General features: G+C 42.6%; 16 protein-coding genes. 11 read left to right on the forward strand and 5 right to left on the reverse strand.

Features of this window, described 5'->3' with window-relative positions; genetic code table 11:
• The first annotated feature begins 59 nt into the window (after positions 1-59).
• From ACO6S0_RS14110 to ACO6S0_RS14125, 4 genes are read left to right on the forward strand one after another with little or no spacing between them, the layout of a single operon-like run.
• Positions 60-2,795, forward strand: coding sequence for a PSD1 and planctomycete cytochrome C domain-containing protein (locus ACO6S0_RS14110; protein ID WP_422348965.1), 2,736 nt, complete (start codon positions 60-62; stop codon positions 2,793-2,795).
• Between the two features lies 1 nt (position 2,796).
• On the forward strand, positions 2,797-4,305 hold the full coding sequence (locus ACO6S0_RS14115; protein WP_422348966.1) for a DUF1501 domain-containing protein: 1,509 nt from the start codon (positions 2,797-2,799) through the stop codon (positions 4,303-4,305).
• A 34-nt stretch (positions 4,306-4,339) separates the two neighbouring features.
• Positions 4,340-5,215 carry a sugar phosphate isomerase/epimerase family protein gene (locus tag ACO6S0_RS14120; protein ID WP_422348967.1) on the forward strand — a complete coding sequence of 292 codons (876 nt, stop codon included), beginning with the start codon at positions 4,340-4,342 and terminating at the stop codon, positions 5,213-5,215.
• Positions 5,216-5,227: 12 nt separating this feature from the next.
• Positions 5,228-6,622 (forward strand): c-type cytochrome domain-containing protein, encoded by a 1,395-nt coding sequence (locus ACO6S0_RS14125; protein ID WP_422348968.1) that lies wholly within the window; start codon positions 5,228-5,230, stop codon positions 6,620-6,622.
• A 14-nt stretch (positions 6,623-6,636) separates the two neighbouring features.
• Here the strand turns inward: ACO6S0_RS14125 and ACO6S0_RS14130 are convergent, their stop codons facing one another.
• On the reverse strand, positions 6,637-7,182 hold the full coding sequence (locus ACO6S0_RS14130; protein ID WP_422348969.1) for an RNA polymerase sigma factor: 546 nt from the start codon (positions 7,180-7,182) through the stop codon (positions 6,637-6,639).
• A gap of 90 nt (positions 7,183-7,272) precedes the next feature.
• On the opposite strand from ACO6S0_RS14130, the gene ACO6S0_RS14135 reads away from it, so the two are divergent.
• The 3 genes from ACO6S0_RS14135 (at position 7,273) to ACO6S0_RS14145 (ending at position 13,297) form a co-directional block, all read left to right on the forward strand.
• The gene (locus tag ACO6S0_RS14135) at positions 7,273-8,430 is read left to right on the forward strand and encodes a FecR family protein (protein WP_422348970.1); all 1,158 of its coding nucleotides are present in this window, start codon (positions 7,273-7,275) and stop codon (positions 8,428-8,430) included.
• Positions 8,431-8,506: 76 nt separating this feature from the next.
• Positions 8,507-11,749, forward strand: a complete 3,243-nt coding sequence (locus tag ACO6S0_RS14140; RefSeq protein ID WP_422348971.1) for a TonB-dependent receptor domain-containing protein — start codon at positions 8,507-8,509, stop codon at positions 11,747-11,749.
• A gap of 117 nt (positions 11,750-11,866) precedes the next feature.
• A complete protein-coding gene (locus ACO6S0_RS14145) occupies positions 11,867-13,297 on the forward strand; it encodes an SLC13 family permease (protein ID WP_422348972.1) in 1,431 nt (476 codons plus the stop codon).
• A 78-nt stretch (positions 13,298-13,375) separates the two neighbouring features.
• Here ACO6S0_RS14145 and ACO6S0_RS14150 read toward each other — a convergent pair whose 3' ends face one another.
• Together ACO6S0_RS14150 and ACO6S0_RS14155 are read right to left on the reverse strand one after the other, a co-directional pair.
• Positions 13,376-13,678, reverse strand: coding sequence for a hypothetical protein (locus tag ACO6S0_RS14150; protein ID WP_422348973.1), 303 nt, complete (start codon positions 13,676-13,678; stop codon positions 13,376-13,378).
• Positions 13,679-14,033: 355 nt separating this feature from the next.
• A complete protein-coding gene (locus ACO6S0_RS14155; protein WP_422348974.1) occupies positions 14,034-14,765 on the reverse strand; it encodes a hypothetical protein in 732 nt (243 codons plus the stop codon).
• A 267-nt stretch (positions 14,766-15,032) separates the two neighbouring features.
• Between ACO6S0_RS14155 and ACO6S0_RS14160 the strand changes: the two genes are divergently transcribed.
• The 4 genes from ACO6S0_RS14160 to ACO6S0_RS14175 all read left to right on the forward strand — a co-directional run bounded on the left by ACO6S0_RS14160 (position 15,033) and on the right by ACO6S0_RS14175 (position 19,432).
• Complete coding sequence (locus tag ACO6S0_RS14160) at positions 15,033-17,531, forward strand: zinc-dependent metalloprotease (RefSeq protein ID WP_422348975.1); 2,499 nt, start codon at positions 15,033-15,035, stop codon at positions 17,529-17,531.
• A 173-nt stretch (positions 17,532-17,704) separates the two neighbouring features.
• Positions 17,705-17,893, forward strand: coding sequence for a hypothetical protein (locus ACO6S0_RS14165; protein ID WP_422348976.1), 189 nt, complete (start codon positions 17,705-17,707; stop codon positions 17,891-17,893).
• A gap of 105 nt (positions 17,894-17,998) precedes the next feature.
• Entirely contained in the window at positions 17,999-18,445 is a 447-nt protein-coding gene (locus ACO6S0_RS14170; RefSeq protein ID WP_422348977.1) for a hypothetical protein, read from the forward strand.
• A gap of 168 nt (positions 18,446-18,613) precedes the next feature.
• On the forward strand, positions 18,614-19,432 hold the full coding sequence (locus ACO6S0_RS14175) for an SH3 domain-containing protein (protein ID WP_422348978.1): 819 nt from the start codon (positions 18,614-18,616) through the stop codon (positions 19,430-19,432).
• A 49-nt stretch (positions 19,433-19,481) separates the two neighbouring features.
• Here the strand turns inward: ACO6S0_RS14175 and ACO6S0_RS14180 are convergent, their stop codons facing one another.
• Positions 19,482-20,318 carry an NmrA family NAD(P)-binding protein gene (locus tag ACO6S0_RS14180; protein WP_422348979.1) on the reverse strand — a complete coding sequence of 279 codons (837 nt, stop codon included), beginning with the start codon at positions 20,316-20,318 and terminating at the stop codon, positions 19,482-19,484.
• An 18-nt stretch (positions 20,319-20,336) separates the two neighbouring features.
• Complete coding sequence (locus ACO6S0_RS14185) at positions 20,337-20,738, reverse strand: DUF5367 family protein (RefSeq protein WP_422348980.1); 402 nt, start codon at positions 20,736-20,738, stop codon at positions 20,337-20,339.
• Between the last annotated feature and the right edge of the window lie 25 nt (positions 20,739-20,763).

Raw genomic sequence — 20,763 nt, forward strand, 5'->3', positions numbered from 1 at the left:
CATTTTGGAAATTTTCTATTTTTATGATTCACAGCGTTTAACGTATTCTGAACATAAAAATGGGCAAAAAGGTAACATCCGGCATAGTGGTAGCATTGGGGTTATTTTCATTGGTTTTATTGTGGAATTTGCTCAAACCTTCGGAAGAAGTGGATTTCAGTGCCCAAATAAAGCCCATCCTCAATAAACATTGCATTACCTGCCACGGTGGGGTCAAAAAAAATGGTGGATTCAGCCTCTTGTTTGAAGAAGAGGCTTTTGCAAACACAGAATCGGGCAAACCTGCCATTATTCCAGGGAATGCTTCCGGAAGCGAGTTCATAAAGCGTTTGAAGGAAGAAGACCCTGAACTTCGGATGCCTTACGAAAAACCCAAGCTGTCTGACGAAGAAATCGCATTATTGACCCGCTGGATAAACCAAGGTGCCAAGTGGGGGGAACATTGGGCCTACACCCTTCCTGAAAAAGTTGAAGTTCCAAAAATTACCGAGGAAGCTGGGTTTTCCAGTGAAAATAAATCCTTCATCAAAAATGGTATAGATCAATTCATTTTCCGGCGATTAAACAAAGAAGAAATTGACCCAAGTCCTCCAGCAGCTAACCAAATACTGGCACGAAGAGTGGCCTTGGACATTACGGGATTGCCGCCCAACCCTTCCCTATTGCAAAAACTTGATTCAGGAAGTTTATCTTATGAAGGCATGGTGGACAGTCTCTTGGCACAATCTTCCTATGGTGAAAAATGGGCCAGCTGGTGGCTGGACATGGCCCGCTATGCAGACACGAAAGGCTATGAAAAAGACTTGGGCAGAAGTATGTGGCAATACAGGGATTGGGTCATCAAGGCATTGAACAAGGACATGCCCTATGATCAATTCACTATGGAGCAATTGGCGGGCGATTTGTTGCCCGACCCAACCATGGATCAATTGATAGCCACGGCCTTCCATCGTAACACCATGAACAATGATGAAGGGGGAACCGATGATGAGGAGTTTCGGGTTGCCGCAATCATGGACAGGGTAAATACCACTTTTGATGTCTGGCAGAGCACCACCATGGGCTGTGTGCAATGCCACGGGCACCCCTACGACCCCTTTAAGCAAAAGGACTATTACAACCTCATGGCTTTTTTCAACAATACCAGGGATGAGGACACTCCAGACGAAGCCCCGGTTTTACGTTTTTATTCCGCCGATCAACAGGAGTCCGTGGATCAACTGAACGCTTGGGTTTCCAAGTACGGTGATCAAAATACAGCCAAGGCTTACAAGAACTTCCTAAGGTATGGGGAGCCGGTCTATAAATCCCATGCCTTGCAGGATTTTGTAAATGGTTCTTATGACGACCATGCGTCCGCTGTGCTCTGGGACAAAGGCTCTTGTAGATTGGAGAATGTGTGGACCCACGGTGCAACATCTTTCTACCTTAATCATTATTCCAATTACAACGGTACCTCTGTCACTATTCGAAAAGATAACGCAGAAGGCGAAATCCTGTCTCAATACGTCCTAAATAAGACCAAGAAACCCATCACCAAAAGAATCCCTATCCAAAGTGTGGACGGGTTGATCAACATTCACATCAAAATAAGTAACCCCCAAGTTCCCAAAACGACCAACGCATTAAACATCTACTGGCTTGGATTTTTGCCAGATCTTCCTGGAGGAGATCAACCCGGCTTTTCCCAAATTCAAAATACTTTTGACCAAGCAATCAACTTCAAAACCCAAACACTGCCCATTACGGCAGAAAGTCCGGACTATATGGCCAGGACCACCCAAGTTTTTGAACGGGGCAATTGGTTGCTTCAGACAGATACGGTAAAACCTTCCACGCCTTTGACACTGAATTCGTGGAATGACGACTGGCCCAAGGATCGATTGGGCTTTTCCAAATGGCTGGTCAGCAAAAAGAACCCCCTGACGGCCAGAACCCTGGTAAACCGGGTTTGGCATCAAATCTTTGGGCGAGGTCTTGTTACCGCAATCGAGGACATTGGATCACAATCCGATTTCCCATCACATCCAGAGTTGTTGGACTGGCTGGCGTTGCGGTTTATGAACGAACATCAATGGAGCATAAAATCTCTTGTAAAAGACATTGTTTTATCCGGGACCTATCGCCAAAAATCAGAATTAACCCCAGAAACCTATCAGCAAGATCCAGAAAATGAACTTTACGCCAGGGGTCCCAGGCAGCGCCTAAGTGCCGAGCAAATTAGAGATCAGGCATTGGCCGTTTCCGGTTTGTTGAGTCGCAAAATGTATGGCCCAGGGGTGATGCCACCACAACCGGAAGGTGTTTGGCAAACGGTATATAGCGGCGAGAAATGGGTGGAAAGCAAGGATGACGATCGCTATAGGAGGGCTGTGTACACCTATTTGAAGAGAACCAGTCCGTATCCTTCTTTTATCACTTTTGATGCAGGTAGCCGGGAAGTTTGTACCATTAGAAGGACAGTTACCAATACACCATTACAAGCATTGGTCACATTGAACGACCCTGTTTACCTGGAGGCTTCGTACCATCTGGCAAAAGCCATGCAAACTTTTGATGAGGTTGGGGAACAGCTTTCTCTTGGGTATGAAAAGGCTACCCTGTCCAAAATAACCACAGAAAAATTGGAAGCACTGAGGGAACTCTATAGCTCATCACTGAAGGCTTTTGAAAACGACAGGGACAGCTTACTCCAATTTTTACATTTTGATGAGAGCCCAACGGCTGAACTGGCTGCTTTAACAGTGGTTGCCAATGCAATTATGAACCTGGATGAATTTTTGACCAAGGCCTGACATGGATCCAATAGAGCGACTTATTCGAGAGAAATTAATGCGGGATGCCCAAGCCAAAACCCGAAGGCATTTTATTAAGGAATGCGCAACCGGACTTGGAGGGTTGGCACTAGGTTCCATCTTTTTAGGTTGTGACCCTTTACAACCAAAAACTAAAAAGCAAAAGGTCACTTTTTCGGAACGGGATTTAAATCCGCTGGCTACGCTACCCCCTCCATACACTCCCAAAGTGAAGTCTGTCATTTATCTTCATATGGCTGGTTCTCCCTCCCAATTGGAGATGTTCGATTACAAACCTGTACTCCATACCTTGAACAATCAAGAATGTCCGGAATCCCTATTGCAAGGGAAAAAATTCGCATTCATTAAGGGAACTCCAAGATTGCTGGGGCCTCAGGCCGAATTTTCACAAGAGGGTGAATCAGGAAATTGGGTGTCCAATTACTTGCCTCATTTTAAAAAGGTCATAGATGAAGTAGCTTTTCTAAAAGCTGTACACACGGATCAGTTCAACCATGGCCCTGCCCAATTGTTCATGCATACAGGAAGTCCCCGGTTGGGAAGACCTAGTATTGGAGCTTGGGCCACGTATGGTTTGGGGTCTGAAAATCAAAATTTACCGGGCTTTGTGGTCTTGACCTCCGGCGGAAATACTCCAGATGCTGGCAAGAGTGTTTGGGGAAGTGGATTTTTGCCTTCGGTGTATCAGGGCGTGCAGTGCCGATCTGAAGGAGACCCTGTTCTCTATATTGACGATCCCAAAGGACTCTCTCGTGATTTGAAAAAAAGCACCATTGAGGCCATCAACAAAATCAACAAGGAAGAGTACACCAAATATGCCGACCCCGAAATACTGGCACGCATCAATCAATATGAAATGGCCTATCGCATGCAAATTGCCGTTCCGGAGGTTATGAATATTGAAACCGAGCCAGAGAACATCAAGGAAATGTACGGGGTGGAACCTGGCAAGGAATCTTTTGCCAACAACTGCCTGTTAGCTCGAAAATTAGTCGAGGATGGTGTTCGTTTTGTGCAGTTGTTTGATTGGGGTTGGGACAGCCATGGCACAGATCACAGCACTGCTGTTGACCTTGGTTTGCGAAACAAATGCCGCGAAATAGACCGTCCCATTACGGCTTTGCTATTGGATCTAAAGCAAAGAGGGCTGCTTGACGAAACTTTGGTGGTCTGGGGTGGCGAGTTTGGGCGCACACCGATGCAAGAAAATAGGGGCAACAAGGAAATGGGGTTTAAGGGCAGGGACCATCATGGGGATGCGTTTACCATGTGGATGGCAGGTGGAGGCATAAAAAAAGGAGCCTGCTTTGGCAAAACCGATGACATAGGGTTTTTAGGAATTGAGGGGCAAGTATCCGTTCATGATGTACATGCCACTATCTTGCATTTATTGGGTTTTGATCATGAAGAGTTCACCTTCGAATTCCAAGGCAGGAATTTTAGATTGACCGATGTGGAAGGAGTTGTCATCAAAGATATTTTAGCTTAAACCACCCAAAACCATAAGGGAACTTTAAAGATTTATGAAAAACATTCTTATTGCACTATTCATCCTTCTTTTAGGACATTCGAATGCCCAGGAGCAAAAATTGTTGTTTTTTCAGACCAATTGGGGAAACACGCTGTCATGGGATGCTTTTTGCGATAAAGCCAAAAAATCTGGTTTCGACGGCATCGATGTGTGGTTGCCCTCAAACCTGGAAAGTCAAAATGCGCTCAAAGCGGCCTTGCTCAAGCACGATTTACTTCTTAATTTGATGCATGGCACCGATAAAGGTGTCCCCTTCAAACAAAGTTTGGCCCAATTTGAAGAAAAGCTCAAAGTACTGGTCCAATGGAAACCTGTTTTAATCAATTGCCATACGGGAAGCGATTTTTTTACCATGGAGCAGAATAAGGCTTTTATTGAAGTAGCGAACAAAATTTCAGAAGAAGGCGGCATTCCCATTTATCATGAGACCCATCGTGGACGGTTTAGCTATAACCTTCCGGACACCAAAAAATATGTACGGCTCATCCCAGATTTGAAATTGACTTTGGACATAAGCCATTGGATGGTGGTCCATGAATCCCTTTTGGAAGGACAAAACAAGGAATTGGAAGAAATCGTTGACCAATCATACCACATCCATGCACGGGTTGGGCATGCGGAAGGCCCACAGGTAAACAACCCAGAGGCACCGGAGTGGCAAAAAGCTTTGGATAGACATCTGGATATTTGGGAGCAAATCATACAGAAACGTTGGTCCGAAGGACAAGGCACGGTAACTGTCACTTCGGAATTTGGCCCTCCTACCTACTTGCCGGCACTTCCCTACACCCAAATTCCGGTGGCCGATCAGTGGAAAGCCAATGTGTTCATCATGAATGCCTTGAAAAAAAGGATGAAAATTGAATAAGCCCCCTTCCTCATGGATATACTGAAGCAGTTTTTAGGTCGGTTACACCCGTTATTGGTCCATTTGCCCATTGGTTTTATCATTTTGGGGCTTTTGATGCAATGGTATGATCGCAAAAAACACGCCTACAAATCGATGGTTGCCCTAATCTTTTTCTGGGCTGGTATTTGCTCTCTTTTGACATGCGTAACGGGATACTTACAATACAGAGGGGAGGGATATACTTTTGATACAGTAAAATGGCATTTATGGCTAGGTATCATTACCACGTTGTTTTGCTTTTTGATGTATTTCAGGATTGCCGAAAAACAGTTCTTACAGCTACTGAAACAATTACCACTGGTGCTCCTTTCAATCTTGATGTTGGTTTTGATTTCATTCACTGGACATTTAGGCGGTGACATTACCCATGGCAAAGGCTACCTGATTGAACCTTTTCCAAACAGTGTAAAGTCTTTTTTTGGTTATGAAATCTTCGAAGAAAAACCTATTGTCCTTACTGAAGAAAGCTGGGAAACTTCGCAATTTTATGAAGATGTGGTTCACCCCATCATCAACAACAAATGTGTGAGTTGTCACAGTCCAAAGAAATCGAAAGGTGAACTTAAACTCCATACCTTGGAAGACTTGTTAAGTGGTGGGGAACATGGGGAGATTATTTCGACCAATAATCCGGAGGAAAGTCCTTTATACAGTCGACTTATACTGCCCATGGATGATGAAGACCATATGCCTCCCAAAGAAAAAACCCAGTTAACCAAAGAAGAAATAGCCATCATAAAAACCTGGATATTGCATGGCAACCCCTCCGAAACAACCATCGGACAATTGGGATTACCAAAAGATCTATTTCTTTCATTTTTTCCCAAAAAGGAAGATGATTTTTATCCAGATACTACCGTTGTGGCTGCCCATACGGATTCAATAAGGGCCATCAAGGAATTTGGAATCCATGTGCAGCAAATCAGCAATACCTCCAACTTTTTAAGTGTTTCCTGTATCAATAAACCTTCTTTTGGTAATGACGATTTTGAGATGTTACATCCCATTAAACAGCAAATAGTGGTTTTGGATCTTGGCGGAACCCAAATAAACGATGGTATTTTTGATAAGCTTACCTCCCTACCCTATTTGACCACCCTAAAATTGGATAACACATCCATATCTGGCAATGGTATTGCTCGTTTGTCCCAACTGGAACATTTGAAATCCATAAATCTAACCCATTCAAATTTTGAAAGTTCCTTTATCCCCTTCCTAAATGATTTCAAAAAATTGGAAAAGGTCTTTTTATATAAAACCAAGGCAAGTCAGGGAGCTGAAAAGGACCCAAATCAAGATTCGTCAATTCTGGATTTCGGCAATTACACCCTACCCATAATTGCCCAAGATTCCATTATATACTAAACCTAAAGAATAAACTACAATAGCAATACTGATGCATTCTCTCGAATAATCCGTAGGGCTTTGGACATTTGGTTTTCCACTGTTTTGACAGAAATTCCCATATCCTCCGCAATTTCGCGGTATTTGCGACGTTCCAATTTGTTCATGATAAAAATTTCCTTGCATTTTGGGGGCAATTTATCAATAAGCTCTTCCAATTTTTCCATAACTGGACGCATGGGCATATCCTCTTCCTTTTGTTCGGTATAGCCATTGTAAATAACCTCCCATCGTACCCGATCCAACAGGTCAGGGCGGGTTTTTTCCTTGCGTACGTGCATTAGAAACTGGTTATGGCATGAACGGAACAAATAGCCTTTTAATGAACCCTTGATGACAATCTGATCCCGCTTTTCCCAAAACTTCAAAATCACCTCTTGTACCAAGTCCTTGGAAAGGGATCGGTTGCCGCTCAGTTGAAAGATATAGTTACATAACCAATCGTAATATTCCTTGAATAAATACTCATAGGCAGACACATCGCCCTGCTTCAATTTTGCTATGAGTAATTTTTCATTCATTTTAAAAAATATGGGCTAAAGTAAAAAATTTATAAAAAACGTAGGGGTTTTTTGTCAAATCAGCATCTTTAAGTTGAAAGATTATCAAAAATGCAAGAATTAATTGAGAAGTTTCTGAACCGTACCATTTCCAAAAGTGAGCGAAAGCAACTCAAAAAATGGGTTTTGGCAAACAATGACAACTTACAGATCTTTAAAAATGAAATCAAAAAAAGGTCAGAAAACAATCTATACCACCATTTTGATGAGAGCGAAGCCTTCCAATTGTTTCTAGCTTCCATTGATGAAAGAAAATCGAAAAAAATAGCCGTCAATAGGATGTTGAAATATGCTGCTATTGTAATCGGGGTTTTAACCGTTGGCATATTGCTCACCCAGTTTGTAGGCAATCCATCGGAAGCCACCATTGTCCAGACAGAGCAACAAGATTCAGATGCGCAGGAACAAATAACCATCACTTTGGCAGATGGGAGTCAACAAGTCATTACCCAGGACGGTAGCACCCAACTGTTGGATAAAAATGGTAGGGCCATCGCCCAAAAACAGGATAAGGGATTGGATTTTAGCGACACCCCTGAAAGCAGCGGAACCAACTTGGTATTCAATGAAATATACGTCCCTTATGGCCAAACTTTCACGCTTACTCTATCTGACGGCACCAAAGTATGGCTCAATGCGGGTACCAGTCTTAGGTTTCCACAATTCTTGAACACATCTACCCAAAACAGGGTGGTTTACCTCAACGGGGAAGCCTATTTTGATGTGGCCAAGGATAAGGATAGACCCTTTATTGTCAATGCCGAGAATTTGGACATTGAAGTATTGGGGACCCAATTCAATGTTTCTGCTTATAAATCGGATGGGGAAATAGCTACAACCTTGGTTGAAGGCTCCGTAAGTGTTTATGAAAATTCCAATCCTGATACCAAGGTTTTGCTATCGCCTAGTTACCAAGCTTCCTTTGTCAAGGAAAATGGTTCCATCACGAGAAACAAAGTGGACACTAGAATTTATACTGGGTGGATGGAAAACCTATTGATCATCGACAATCTCAGTTTCGCCCAAATACTGGACAAATTGGAACGCTCCCATAATGTTTCCATTATTAACAATGCCACACATTTGGAGGGCGAGATATTCAATGGAGAATTTGAGAATGAGTCCATCAGCAGCATTCTGGGCACCATTGCATCAAGTACTCCATTCACCTATACAATTGAAAATAATGTAATCACTATATCCAAATAAAAAAGGAAGGTGTTGCAGCACCTTCCCAAAAATTCGATCGCTAACTCAGATTATTAACAATCAAACATTCAAAATTATGAAAAAAAGCATGGTTTTCAAGTCACCCAATTTCTTGGTGACCAGCAACAAAATGACACTAAAGATGAAGTTAAGTTTTGTACTCAGTTTCTTCGTGATTTGTCAGCTCGCTGCGAATGACATGTATTCGCAGAAGAAAATGCGTTTTCAATTTGAAAACACACCTTTGAAGGAAATTCTCAAGGAAATAAAAGAACAATCCGGTTATAAGTTCTTTTATAATGTGAATGAAATCAACGACAACAAAAAAACCTCCCTTAGGGCAGAGGATGAAAACGTATTTCCTGTACTCAACCGATTGACCTCCAAGGAGGGACTCTCCTATACTATCAATGGAAGTCAAATTGTTCTCAAAAAAATAGAAATTGGTGCTACAGGCTTACTCTTGGAACAGCATGAACTAACGGGGTCCGTAAAGGATAATCAAGGTAATCCCTTGGCCGGGGCCAATATTTTGGTCAAAGGGACCACCAATGGTACACAGGCCGATTTTGACGGGAATTTTACCTTGGAATTGGCCGATGCCAATGCAACCCTCGTAATCTCCTACCTGGGTTTTAAAACAACAGAAGTTGCCGTTAACGGACAATCCAACGTCGCTATAGTGCTCGAGGAAGACGCTGCACGTTTGGAAGATGTAGTGGTGGTAGGTTCCAGAAATCCGAATAGGACTGCAACCGAAACGACGGTGCCTGTTGACGTTATTGATGTGAGTACTATCGCCAATCAAGGACCACAGGTGAGCGTCAACCAGATTTTGAATTATGTTGCCCCGTCCTTTACTTCCCAATCCCAAACGGTTTCAGATGGTACCGACCATATTGACCCAGCATCTTTAAGGGGATTAGGACCTGATCAGGTGTTGGTGTTGATCAATGGAAAAAGAAGGCATACCACCGCTCTGATCAATGTAAATGGTACGGTTGGAGCTGGTAGTGTGGGTACGGATATGAACGCTATTCCCGCTGCCGCCATTCAGCGCATTGAAGTACTTCGGGATGGAGCTGCGGCCCAATATGGTTCCGATGCCATTGCCGGGGTCATTAATATTGTATTGAAAAAAGCGACTGGAAAATTGGACCTTTCCCTGACTACTGGAGCCAATTTCAGTGAAAACGGCAACCAGTTTGAAGGTGGAAGCGATGGGGAAAAATTCCAATTGGATGCCAACTACGGCCTGCCCATAGGTGACAGAGGGTATATCAATTTTACAGGATCACTGTCCACTCGGGAACCAGCCTTAAGAAACAAGGATTACGCTGGGGATATTTTTAGTGGATTCCACGGAGCCGAACGTGTTTTTGCTGCTGGCGGTGGCACTGTAGCCGATATGACCTTGCAGGATTACGCCAATGCCGCCCAAGGAATTAGTTATTTGGATCAGGGCATCAAAGACCAGATTGCAGGACTTGATCTTAATGATGAAACGGATATTGCCACTTTTAGAGATTTGCTCGGTTTTGATGCAGATGAAGATGAACTGGCCGCCCGAGGACTTACACGAAAGGATTTTAGATTTAAAGTGGGTACCTCACGACTTAGGGAAGGCAAATTTTTTGCCAATCTCTCCATCCCAGTTTCCGACAACACCGAGATTTATGGTTTTGGAGGTATTAGCTACCGACAGGGTTTGGCCTCTGGTTTCTATAGAAGACCGGCACAAGGCGATGGTCGTGCCAATACCCCCGCATTCCCCAATGGATTTCTGCCAAACATTGGAACAGACATTTTGGATCAGTCCCTAGCTATTGGAATTAAAGGTAAAATCAACGAATGGGATGTGGACTTTTCCAATACCTATGGAAAAAACACCTTTGACATTACCGTAGGTAATTCCAGTAATGGAACCTTGGGTGTTGCAACCCCGCGAACCTTTGATGCTGGTGGCCTTGGCTTTAGCCAAAACACCACCAACTTGGATTTCAACCGTTTCTATGAAGATATTTTTGAGGGATTCAATGCAGCCTTTGGTGCCGAATACAAAGTGGAAAAGTATGAGATTATTGCTGGTGAAGAGTCCTCATATACCAGCTATGACATCAATGGAAATCCAGTAAATAGTGTTACTCCAGACGATATGTTGGTCCGCAACAACTTTACAGGAGCGCCCTTAGGTGGCGGAGCACAGGTTTTTAGGGGATATGATCCTGGGAATGCCACAGAAAAATTTAGAAACAACATTTCCCTGTACGCCGATTTTGAAGCCGATTTTACCGAAAATTGGTTGTTAAGCTTGGCCGGTAGATACGAGAACTATTCAGATTTTGGAAGTACTTTCAATTACAAGTTGGCCACGAGAATTAAGCTATCGGACAACTTTTCTATAAGAGGCGCATCCAGTTCTGGGTTTAGGGCACCTTCCCTGCACCAGCAGTTCTTTAGCCGAACCAGTACGGTTTTTGTGGATAATGTTCCTTTTGAGCAGGGTACCTTTACCAATGATAGTCGGGCGGCCTCCCTTATTGGAATTGACAAGTTGAAGGAAGAAACTTCCAACAGTTTTAGTGCTGGACTTACCGGAAAATTTGGGGATTTCACCATCACCATTGACGGTTACCTAATCAATATTGACGACCGAATTGTGTATTCGGGAAGTTTTGGAAACGGTGGAGATCCCGAGCTGACCAATATTTTTGAAGCTGCGGGGGCTACCAGTGCCCGTTTCTTTGTCAATGCCATCGACACCAAATCTTCTGGGGTTGATATTGTATTGTCCCACAAAACCAATTGGGGAGATGCCATTGTCAAAAACGATTTTGCGGCCACCTTCAATAAAACAGAGGTAGAAGACATTTTTGTGCCAGAGCTTATCGCAAATGCGGGATTGAGCGGGTCGTTCTTTGATGGCCAGGAAGAAGCCTTCTTGACCCTGGCGCAGCCTAGGACCAAGCTGAACCTTACCAATTTGGTGACCTGGAACTCTTGGGATTTCATGCTTCGTAACGTCTTTTTTGGAGAGGTAACCGATCCCGACGATTTTAATGGAGATGCCCGTGTGGACGGTACGCCCGTAAGTGATGATGCGGTTTATGGCGGTAAATTGGTGACAGACCTTACCGTAACCAAAACCTTTACCGATAATTTATCCCTTACCGTGGGAGCCAATAATCTTTTGGATGTATATCCTGATGAAAACAGGGAAGGTGGCACCTCTGGAGATCAATTTGTGTACTCCAGAAGAACCTCCCAATTCGGTTACAGCGGAAGATACCTTTTTGCAAGATTGCGTTTTAGTTTGTAGTTCGCTCATTTATGCTTTGAATTAAGCGAGTTTAGTTTGTGATTAAACCTTCCTTAACGGAAGGTTTTTTCATATGCCTTCCACCGATTATCTTTAGGCCATTGAATTTTTGACCATATGGATAAATCCAAAATCGTTGGGTTGTTGCTTGGCCCAATAGCCTACCTGTTGTTGACTTTCCTACCTATTGAACTAATCTCTGAAAAAGGAGATCCCGTAATTGCGGTTGCCCTTTGGATGTTGATCTGGTGGATCACCGAAGCCGTTTCCATTTCTGTTACCGCCCTTTTGCCCCTACTTTTATTTCCTCTGGCAAAGGTTTTGCCCATTGCAGAGGTGGGTGCCAATTACGGTAGCCCCATTATTTTCCTGTTTTTTGGTGGATTTGTCATGGCTTTGGCCTTGGAAAAGGTCAATCTTCACAAACGCATTGCCCTGAACATTATTCGTTTGACAGGGACCACACCCAACAGGGTTGTTTTGGGCTTTATGATTGCCACAGGAGCTTTAAGCATGTGGATCAGCAATACGGCCAGCACCGTGGTGATGCTTCCGATAGCATTGTCGGTGATCAATTTATTGATCAATGATGAGGATGGATTTACCAAAAACGATAGAAATTTTGCCTTGAGTGTTATGCTGGGGATTGCTTTTTCAGCCAATGCCGGAGGGATTGCTACCGTTATAGGGACACCGCCCAACTCGGTATTGATCGGGCTCTTGGAAAATGAATACAACACCGAAATCTCATTTTTAAGATGGATGACCATTGGTCTGCCATTTTCCATAATCATGATCGGGATTTGTTATGTGGTCTTGGTTAAATGGATGTACCCCAACAGAGATCTTCAATTCAATGCTTCCAAAGAAGTTATTCAAACAGAATTGGCAAAATTGGGGCCCACCTCTGGTAAGGAAAAGCTGGTATTGACCATCTTTGGCATTACTGTCTTTCTTTGGATTTTCAGGGCCTTGATCAATAGTATTTTCCCGAAACTTGGACTTTCGGATACCATGATCAGTATTTTTGCCGCCATTGCTCTTTTCGCGGTTCCTTACAATCTAAAAAAAGGGGATTTTATCATTCAATGGAAGGATACTTCCAAACTAGCCTGGGGCATCCTGATTCTTTTTGGAGGGGGACTCGCTCTGGCGAAAGGGATGTCTTCCAGCGGCATCGTGGATTTGGTAGCTGGAGCAATTGCAACCAGTGAAATAAGCATTCTGCTTACGGCTTCCTTATTGATTGCCCTCATGCTCTTTATGACTGAATTGATGAGTAATGTGGCCCTGGTAGCCGTGTTAATCCCTGTTGTTGCGGGAATAGCCATAGGTCTGGACATTCCCATTCTTTATTTATTGATTCCCGTGACCATTGCCAGTAGCTGTGCCTTTATGCTGCCCATGGCCACACCTCCGAACGCCATAGTCTTTGCCAGTGGGTATGTAAAAGTTCCGCAAATGGCTCGCGTTGGGGTAATCCTGAATTTGATTGCTGTGGGCTTGTTGATTTTGGTGTTCCAGTTTGTTATTCCTGTGTTGTTTTAAAAACAAAAGCCCCTCCAAGTGGAGAGGCTTTTGACAAACTAAACTAACTAACTCAAAAAAAATAGTATGAAACTAACTTTACTGTATATACGGATCAAATCCGGCAGGTAGATACTCGGAAGTATCAAATCCTAATTCTATCTCATCACAGTCATCAATGTAATTGATGGCTTTTAGGGAAAAATCACCACTATACGGGTCAAAATTCTCAGGTAGATATTGGGCAGTATCAAACCCTAATCCCAAATCATTATCTTCCTCAATAAATACCAGGGTATTTACGTCAAAATGCTCCACGGGAGCATCGTTCTTTTTATTGTTCGCGGCAGCAAAGATGGTACCTATCGCGAAAACTGTTACTAATATATTTCTGATTTTCATAACCGTCGTTTTTTAATTATGAGACAAAGATAAAACCACAAATTGTGAAGATTATTACAATTAGATTTTTGTTAACGAAAGGGTTAAATGAGGGTAATAATGGAGTTGCTAAAAACTCATTTTAACAGTTACGAACCCTGTAATTTCAAGGGATTAATTTTGTCAGATTGATAGTGTTAAATGGTTTTTTTTGCCATTTACACTTGGTCGATTTTTGTGTTATTTTTTTGTTAACTGCAAAGGGGCGCAGCAAATTTTGAAGAGAATACCATGGTAAAATCAAAAAGCCCTCGAAACCGAGGGCTTTTCTTAACTAACTAACTCAAAAATTTGTAAAATGAAAATTACATCCTACCTAATCAACCCTGGAATAGGGGTCAAAGTTTTCTGGCAGATACGCTGCGGTATCAAAACCCAATTCTAAATTTTCGTCTTCCATATAGTTAATGGAAGCCACTTCCAAAACATCAGAGTAAGGATTAAATCCTTCTGGAAGGGAATGTTCAAAACCATTACCCAATTCCAACTCCACTTCAGTTTCTATATATGGAATCGCATTTAAATCGATATACGCTTCATAAGGCGTGAAACCTTCTGGGAGATAATCCTCTGTATCAAAACCAAGATCTAAATCCTCTTCCTCCATGTAATTTATGGAATGTACATCAACGATTTCCGAATAGGGATCAAATCCCTCTGGTAAGTGCAAACTGGAATCAAAATCCAATTGCAATTCGTTTTCTTCTTCGATGTATATAATGGAATTCAAATCAAAATAGGTTTCATAGGGATTAAAATCCGAAGGAAGATAATCCGAGGTGTCAAAGCCAAGATCAACTTCAACATCTTCTTCCAAGAACTCTATTTCATTTAAATTAAGTTCAAAGGCTCCTTCACTCCACATATCGTAGTATCTTGAGGTTGCCTCATTTAAATCGCCACCAATTTGAAGTAGCGTTACATTGTTCTCAAACGTACTAAGCTGTTCGGTTTGTGTTTCTACAACAGCATGGGTACTTTGCTGGTCGTTTGCTACGGCGGAACTACTTAAGAGGACGCAGCCGTAAATGATTAATAACTTGTTCATTTTTGATTGAATTTTTTGATTGATGATATATGCTTATAAGACTACTGTAATTCTAAATTGTTACAGCTTTTGGGAAATTTTAAGGAAAAACTGATTCCCCTTCAGCCCAGCTATAGGTAGGGTTTCAAGCCAAACCATCAGTAAAATTCAGGACTCCCAAAGGTTGGCACATTGTTCCAAAAAATTGAGAGTTAGTAATTATTTAACAGTCTATTTTCCTCTTTTTTAGGTTCTTTGGGGCCGTTGATTACACCAAACCGATTTCAAATGCATCAAAATTTGCTTCCTAAAGTACTTCTGCTCCTATTATTAATAGGTTCCTTCCAAACCACAGAAGCCCAGTTGTTCAAAAAGAAAAAGAAGAATACCGAGCAAAAAAGCAAGGATAAACCTAAAAATGGGGATATCAAGCCTTATGACAAGGTAATCACCAAGGAAGCTAAAACAGACGACGGTTTGTTTAAAGTTCACGAGGTAGACGAAAAGCATTTCTACGAAATTCCCGATTCTTTATTTAATAGGGAAATGTTGATGGTAAGCCGAATCTCCAAAACCGCCACGGGTATAGGTTTTGGTGGTGGAAAAATCAATACACAGGTTTTGCGATGGGAGAAAAAACCCAAAAAGGTGCTACTACGGGTCGTTTCATATGGGAATGTGGCAGCAGATTCATTGCCCATCCATGAAGCTGTGGTCAACTCCAATTTTGAACCGGTACTTTTTGCATTTAACATCAAGGCATTTAATAAAAAAGATTCTTTGAATCCAGCAACGGTCATTGAAGTAGATCCTTTGTTTACCAAGGATGTCAATCCCCTTGGTTTGCCGGAAGGCCGTCGCAAACAATTCAAGGTAAGCCGATTGGACGGAGAGCGGAGTTATATAGAGAGCATTAAAAGTTATCCGCTTAATGTGGAAGCCCGTCACGTGAAGACCTATTTTGCCAAGGAACCTCCCAGCAATCAGAGTCTGGGCTCCATCTCCATTGAAATCAACAATTCTATGATCCTTTTGCCCAAGGAACCTATGAAACGCAGATACTTTGATGAGCGTGTGGGTTGGTTTGCACGCGGACAAGTAGACTATGGGTTGGATGCCCATGAAAGCAAAACGGTTCGCTATTTGGATCGTTGGCGTTTGGAGGTGAAACCCGAGGACATTGAAAAATACAAGGCAGGAGAATTGGTAGAACCCAAGAAACCCATTATATATTATGTAGATCGGGCTACTCCTAAAAAATGGCTTCCTTATATAAAGCAAGGAATTGAAGATTGGCAAGTGGCCTTTGAAGCGGCCGGGTTTAAGAATGCCATTCTGGCCAAAGACCCACCTACGGTTGAGGAAGACCCTGAATGGTCACCAGAAGATGTACGGTATTCCGTGGTGCGCTATTTGGCCTCCCCAATTCCCAATGCCAATGGCCCACACGTAAGCGATCCCAGAAGCGGGGAGATTTTGGAATCCGATATCAATTGGTACCATAATGTAATGACCCTTTTGCGCAACTGGTTCTTTGTACAGACAGCTGCTATTAATCCAGAGGCACAAGGCGTAGCCTTTAAGGATGAAATCATGGGTCGGTTGATTCGTTTCGTTTCCGCCCATGAGGTTGGACATACGCTTGGATTACCACACAACATGGGAAGCAGTGCTGCCTATCCGGTAGATTCCCTTCGGTCTGAATCTTTTACCCAAAAACACGGTACGGCACCTTCCATAATGGACTATGCCCGGTTTAATTATGTGGCTCAACCCGGTGATGGCAATGTTGCTTTAATGCCCAATATTGGTGTTTATGACAAATATGCCATTAAATGGGGCTATAAACCTATTCTCGATAAATCGGCAACGGATGAGAAACCTATTCTGAACAGTTGGATTCGTGAGCATGAAAATGACCCCATGTACCGTTTCGGTCACCAGCAGGTTGGTGACATCCACGATCCAAGCTCCCAAACGGAGGATTTAGGAGATAATGCTATTAAAGCCAGTCTTTATGGGATTGAAAATTTAAAGCGAATTGTTCCAAATCTGGCGCAATGGACAACCGAGGATGGAAAGAACTATGATGATCTTGAAACACTCTACGGTCAGGTGGTGGCCCAATACCGAAGATACATGGGTCATGTTTCCAATAACATTGGTGGGGTTTACGAGCATCATAAAACGGCAGATCAAGAAGGTGCGGTCTACACCCATGTGTCCAAGGAACATCAGAAAAACTGCATGGCCTTCATCCAAGAGCAATTGTTTAAAACTCCAGATTGGCTAATTGATCAAGATATTTTCAATAAGATTCAATATTCAGGATCCGTGGAGAATATCCGTTCCACCCAAGTTCGCTATTTGAACACCATCCTGCATTTGGGAAAAATGGCACGTCTTATTGAAAATGAGACCATAAATGGTTCCAATGCCTATGGTTTGTTGGAAATGATGCAAGATCTGAGAAATGGAATTTGGTCAGAAACCCGAAGCGGAAAGACCATTGATACCTACAGAAGAAATCTTCAGAAAGCCCATATAGATCGATTGGAGTATTTAATGACTGCTGGAAATCAAGGAAAGCTTCCTGATTTTGGGGGTTACCGTAAATCTACGATAATCAATACCAGTCAGTCTGACATCCGCTCTGTGGCAAGGGCAGAGCTTGGTAACCTAAAAAGAGATATCAGAAATGGACTGAGCAGAATTTCCGATCGTATGAGTAGGTATCATCTTCAAGATGCTTTGGAGCGCATTGACGCGATTTTGGATCCAAAATAGCAGTGCTTTTGTAAGAATATAATACAAGACTTGATGGATTTTCGGTAAACCATGCATTTTATCGATTATACCATACATTTTATCCGATTCACATCTAAAAGTGCTATTTTCACAACATATCGTGGGAACGCGCTAACGGTTTCCCTATTTTAGTAATCCCAAATCCTAAAATCATGACCTACAAAATCAAAAGTCTACTTTATTTCTGCGCTTTTCTGATTTCAGCCACCATTTATTATGGTGTAGAACAGTATGAAGAATTTCAGCAACATATCCAAAATGGGGAAGTTGTTGAAACACAGTTCGCAGATACCTTGGAACATAACGAAACCCAAGAAGAGTCTTTGAAATCTTCCCAGTAGGTCGCCTACTAATCCAATTCTTAAAAGCTTCATAAATGTTATTTGGTTATTAAACCATTGGGCGTAAGCTATGTCCAATAACCAAATCATTAAAAATTTAAGCATATGAAACGATTAGTAGTACTTGTACTGTTGTTGACCTCTGTTGGAGCCATGGCTCAACGACATCAGGATTCCAGGATGGGGAAAAAAATTAAGGCGGATATGACGGCCGAGCAGCTGGCTACGCTCCATACCAAAAAGCTCATTTTGGCACTCGACCTTACCAGCCGTCAAGAACAACAGGTCATGGCCATTAACTTGGAACAGGCTGAGTTTAGAAAGGCCAAGCATGAGGAGTTCCAAACAAAAAAGGAAAGTGGCACCTTTAAAAAACCTACGGCAGATGAACGTTTTGCCGTGGAAAATGCGCGATTGGATCGTCAAATCGCCCACCATCAAAAAATGAAGGAGGTATTGACCGAGGAACAATACAAAACTTGGAAAAAGTTAGCACTTGGAAAACGCATGAACGGCAAAAAGAAAATGCAGGAGAAGGGAAGAAGAGGATAGTGTTTTTTGTTGATTTTAGAAGCCCCGCCTTGCCATGGACGGGGCTTCTTTTTTTTGCCCTTTTATTTCCCCAGCATTCCACGGCCTTACCATAAACCATTTTAACATTTTGCTCCGTATATAAGATAACACCCATTTGGGCTGTCTTCATCTTAAAATTGATACGATATGAAAGCAAAATTTCTGATCACGGCCCTAACCACCCTATTTACACTCCTTTTTACATATGCACAAAACAGCTATCATTGTCCTCAGGAAGAATGTTCCTTTCAGCCAGGACAACAGGTATATGTATTTGGCAATGACGTTAAACTTAGAACCTCACCCAGTGCAGAATCCAAGGTGCTGGAACTGCTTAAAATTGGGGAATGGGTAGAAATTATGGAAAAGACCAATTTCTCCTGGCCCTATAAAGGTTTTGATTCCCCATTTTACAAAGTAAAATATGATGATGGCGTCACTGGTTATGTCCTTGGTGGACTGCTCTCTTTGGAACGAAAAACGCTGAACGGTGAAAACTATTATTTCGCCTATTCCAAGGAAGGGGACAGAATTTATCTCCACATACGAAATGTAGTGAACGGGAAGTATGATGAAAAGAAAATTTCCCTATCCAATTCGCATTTTGACATAAAAACGTTTGGCGACAAGGGTATTCCAGGTTTGGACGGCATGTTGTACGTTGACTACTTTTCGCAAGCTTGTGGAGAAGACGGTGGTGGCATCTATCTTTTTGTCCAAAATGGTGAGCTTAAAGATGTAGCAGCACTTTCACAAATTTCGGACTCTGGCGTCTATTTCCATGCTGAGCAGTTTATCTTTCCCGATGACACCGGTGGGCTTCCCGACAAAATCTTGTTCAAAAAAGAACAAGGTAAAATCTACGACGAGTCCACGCATTGGACCAAGACTACCGTGGAAATACGACAATTGAGTTGGGTCAACGGCCAATTGACTCCAGATTATAGGGAAACTGTACCCAACTAAAACTAAAAAAGGCGGACCCATAGTCCGCCTTTTTCATGAATTGGATTTTTCATGCCTTTACGGTCTCATTCCATATTCCTGTGGACACCGTTCTTTCCAGATATTCGGAAAAATCTGTGGGCTTTCTTCCCAAAACTATTTCAATATCCCTCTTGATAACCTGATTATCCGGATTGGTGAGTACTTCGGCGAACAAATAACTGATCAACCAAACGTAATCCGCAGGGACTCCTAGATCTTCCATAGCCTTAACATAATCAGCTAGGGAAATGGGCATAAATCCAATCTCCCTACCCGTAATCTTGGAGATGTCGTGAATGACTTCCCTAAAGGTCAACAACCTTGGACCGGTCAATTCGTAGATTTCTCCATTGTGTTCCTCCTTCAACAAAGCTTCAACCACCACGTCTGCAATGTCATCGGCGTCCACGAAAGGAACTTCAACATCAGCATGGGGCAAAGCCACAAATCCTTGCTGAATGGGTTCCAAGAAAAAGCTTTCGCTAAAATTTTGGTTGAACCAACTGGCACGTACTATGGTATGTGCCACGCCCGAATCAATGACAACTTGCTCACAGCGCTCCGCCTCTTTTTCACCTTTACCGGATAGCAGCACTACCTTTTGGATGTTTTGTCGCTTTGCTTCCTCCATCAATCCCTGAATGGCCTCAAATGCTCCCGGGACAGCAAGGTCAGGTTGAAAAGTGATGTACATACTGTCCATTCCTTCCATGGCCTTGGCCCAAGTTTCTAGTTTGTTCCAATCAAATGCTGGAGTTTCGCTTCGGGACCCAATACGCACCTTATGTCCCATTTTTGATAATCGTTCTGCCACTCGGCGGCCTGTTTTTCCTTTACCGCCCAATACTAAAATGTTGCTTTTCATGATCTTCTGATTTTGATGTTATACTTTTTGTTGTTGTTTTGGTTTATGCACTTTGAAATACCAAAAGAGGGTGCTTATCCCAATAAATTCCAAACCGATTAGCCAGAAATCCAGGGATCCGAAGAAACTTGCATAGGTCCCTCCAGATGGAAGAATCAATAGGGGTACGGTAATTAAAGCGTCCATGGTTGCGCTTACCAGAAGCATGACCAATCCCAACTTTAAACCGTGGGTTAAGTTCCCCTTGCGATAGTACAACCATGAACCAGCCCATACCAAAATGGGGACTACCAGGGCCAACCCAATATTGGCTTGTACATATCTGTTTTCCATTATGGGAAGCTCGTAAATCAATGTGAAAGCAGATACCCCTAGAATCCAGATTGCGATGGATATTCCTAATGTTTTTATTGTCTTCATTTGTTTGGCTTTTTTTGATTACAGG

It is taken from the genome of Flagellimonas sp. (assembly GCF_965233845.1).
Classification (GTDB): Bacteria; Bacteroidota; Bacteroidia; order Flavobacteriales; family Flavobacteriaceae; genus Flagellimonas.

Bases quoted from the DNA above. Each gene is read 5' to 3' on its own strand.
- ACO6S0_RS14110 (WP_422348965.1), top strand. From the start codon at position 60: ATGGGCAAAAAGGTAACATCCGGCATAGTGGTAGCATTGGGGTTATTT.
- ACO6S0_RS14115 (WP_422348966.1), top strand. From the start codon at position 2,797: ATGGATCCAATAGAGCGACTTATTCGAGAGAAATTAATGCGGGATGCC.
- ACO6S0_RS14120 (WP_422348967.1), top strand. From the start codon at position 4,340: ATGAAAAACATTCTTATTGCACTATTCATCCTTCTTTTAGGACATTCG.
- ACO6S0_RS14125 (WP_422348968.1), top strand. From the start codon at position 5,228: ATGGATATACTGAAGCAGTTTTTAGGTCGGTTACACCCGTTATTGGTC.
- ACO6S0_RS14130 (WP_422348969.1), bottom strand. From the start codon at position 7,182: ATGAATGAAAAATTACTCATAGCAAAATTGAAGCAGGGCGATGTGTCT.
- ACO6S0_RS14135 (WP_422348970.1), top strand. From the start codon at position 7,273: ATGCAAGAATTAATTGAGAAGTTTCTGAACCGTACCATTTCCAAAAGT.
- ACO6S0_RS14140 (WP_422348971.1), top strand. From the start codon at position 8,507: ATGAAAAAAAGCATGGTTTTCAAGTCACCCAATTTCTTGGTGACCAGC.
- ACO6S0_RS14145 (WP_422348972.1), top strand. From the start codon at position 11,867: ATGGATAAATCCAAAATCGTTGGGTTGTTGCTTGGCCCAATAGCCTAC.
- ACO6S0_RS14150 (WP_422348973.1), bottom strand. From the start codon at position 13,678: ATGAAAATCAGAAATATATTAGTAACAGTTTTCGCGATAGGTACCATC.
- ACO6S0_RS14155 (WP_422348974.1), bottom strand. From the start codon at position 14,765: ATGAACAAGTTATTAATCATTTACGGCTGCGTCCTCTTAAGTAGTTCC.
- ACO6S0_RS14160 (WP_422348975.1), top strand. From the start codon at position 15,033: ATGCATCAAAATTTGCTTCCTAAAGTACTTCTGCTCCTATTATTAATA.
- ACO6S0_RS14165 (WP_422348976.1), top strand. From the start codon at position 17,705: ATGACCTACAAAATCAAAAGTCTACTTTATTTCTGCGCTTTTCTGATT.
- ACO6S0_RS14170 (WP_422348977.1), top strand. From the start codon at position 17,999: ATGAAACGATTAGTAGTACTTGTACTGTTGTTGACCTCTGTTGGAGCC.
- ACO6S0_RS14175 (WP_422348978.1), top strand. From the start codon at position 18,614: ATGAAAGCAAAATTTCTGATCACGGCCCTAACCACCCTATTTACACTC.
- ACO6S0_RS14180 (WP_422348979.1), bottom strand. From the start codon at position 20,318: ATGAAAAGCAACATTTTAGTATTGGGCGGTAAAGGAAAAACAGGCCGC.
- ACO6S0_RS14185 (WP_422348980.1), bottom strand. From the start codon at position 20,738: ATGAAGACAATAAAAACATTAGGAATATCCATCGCAATCTGGATTCTA.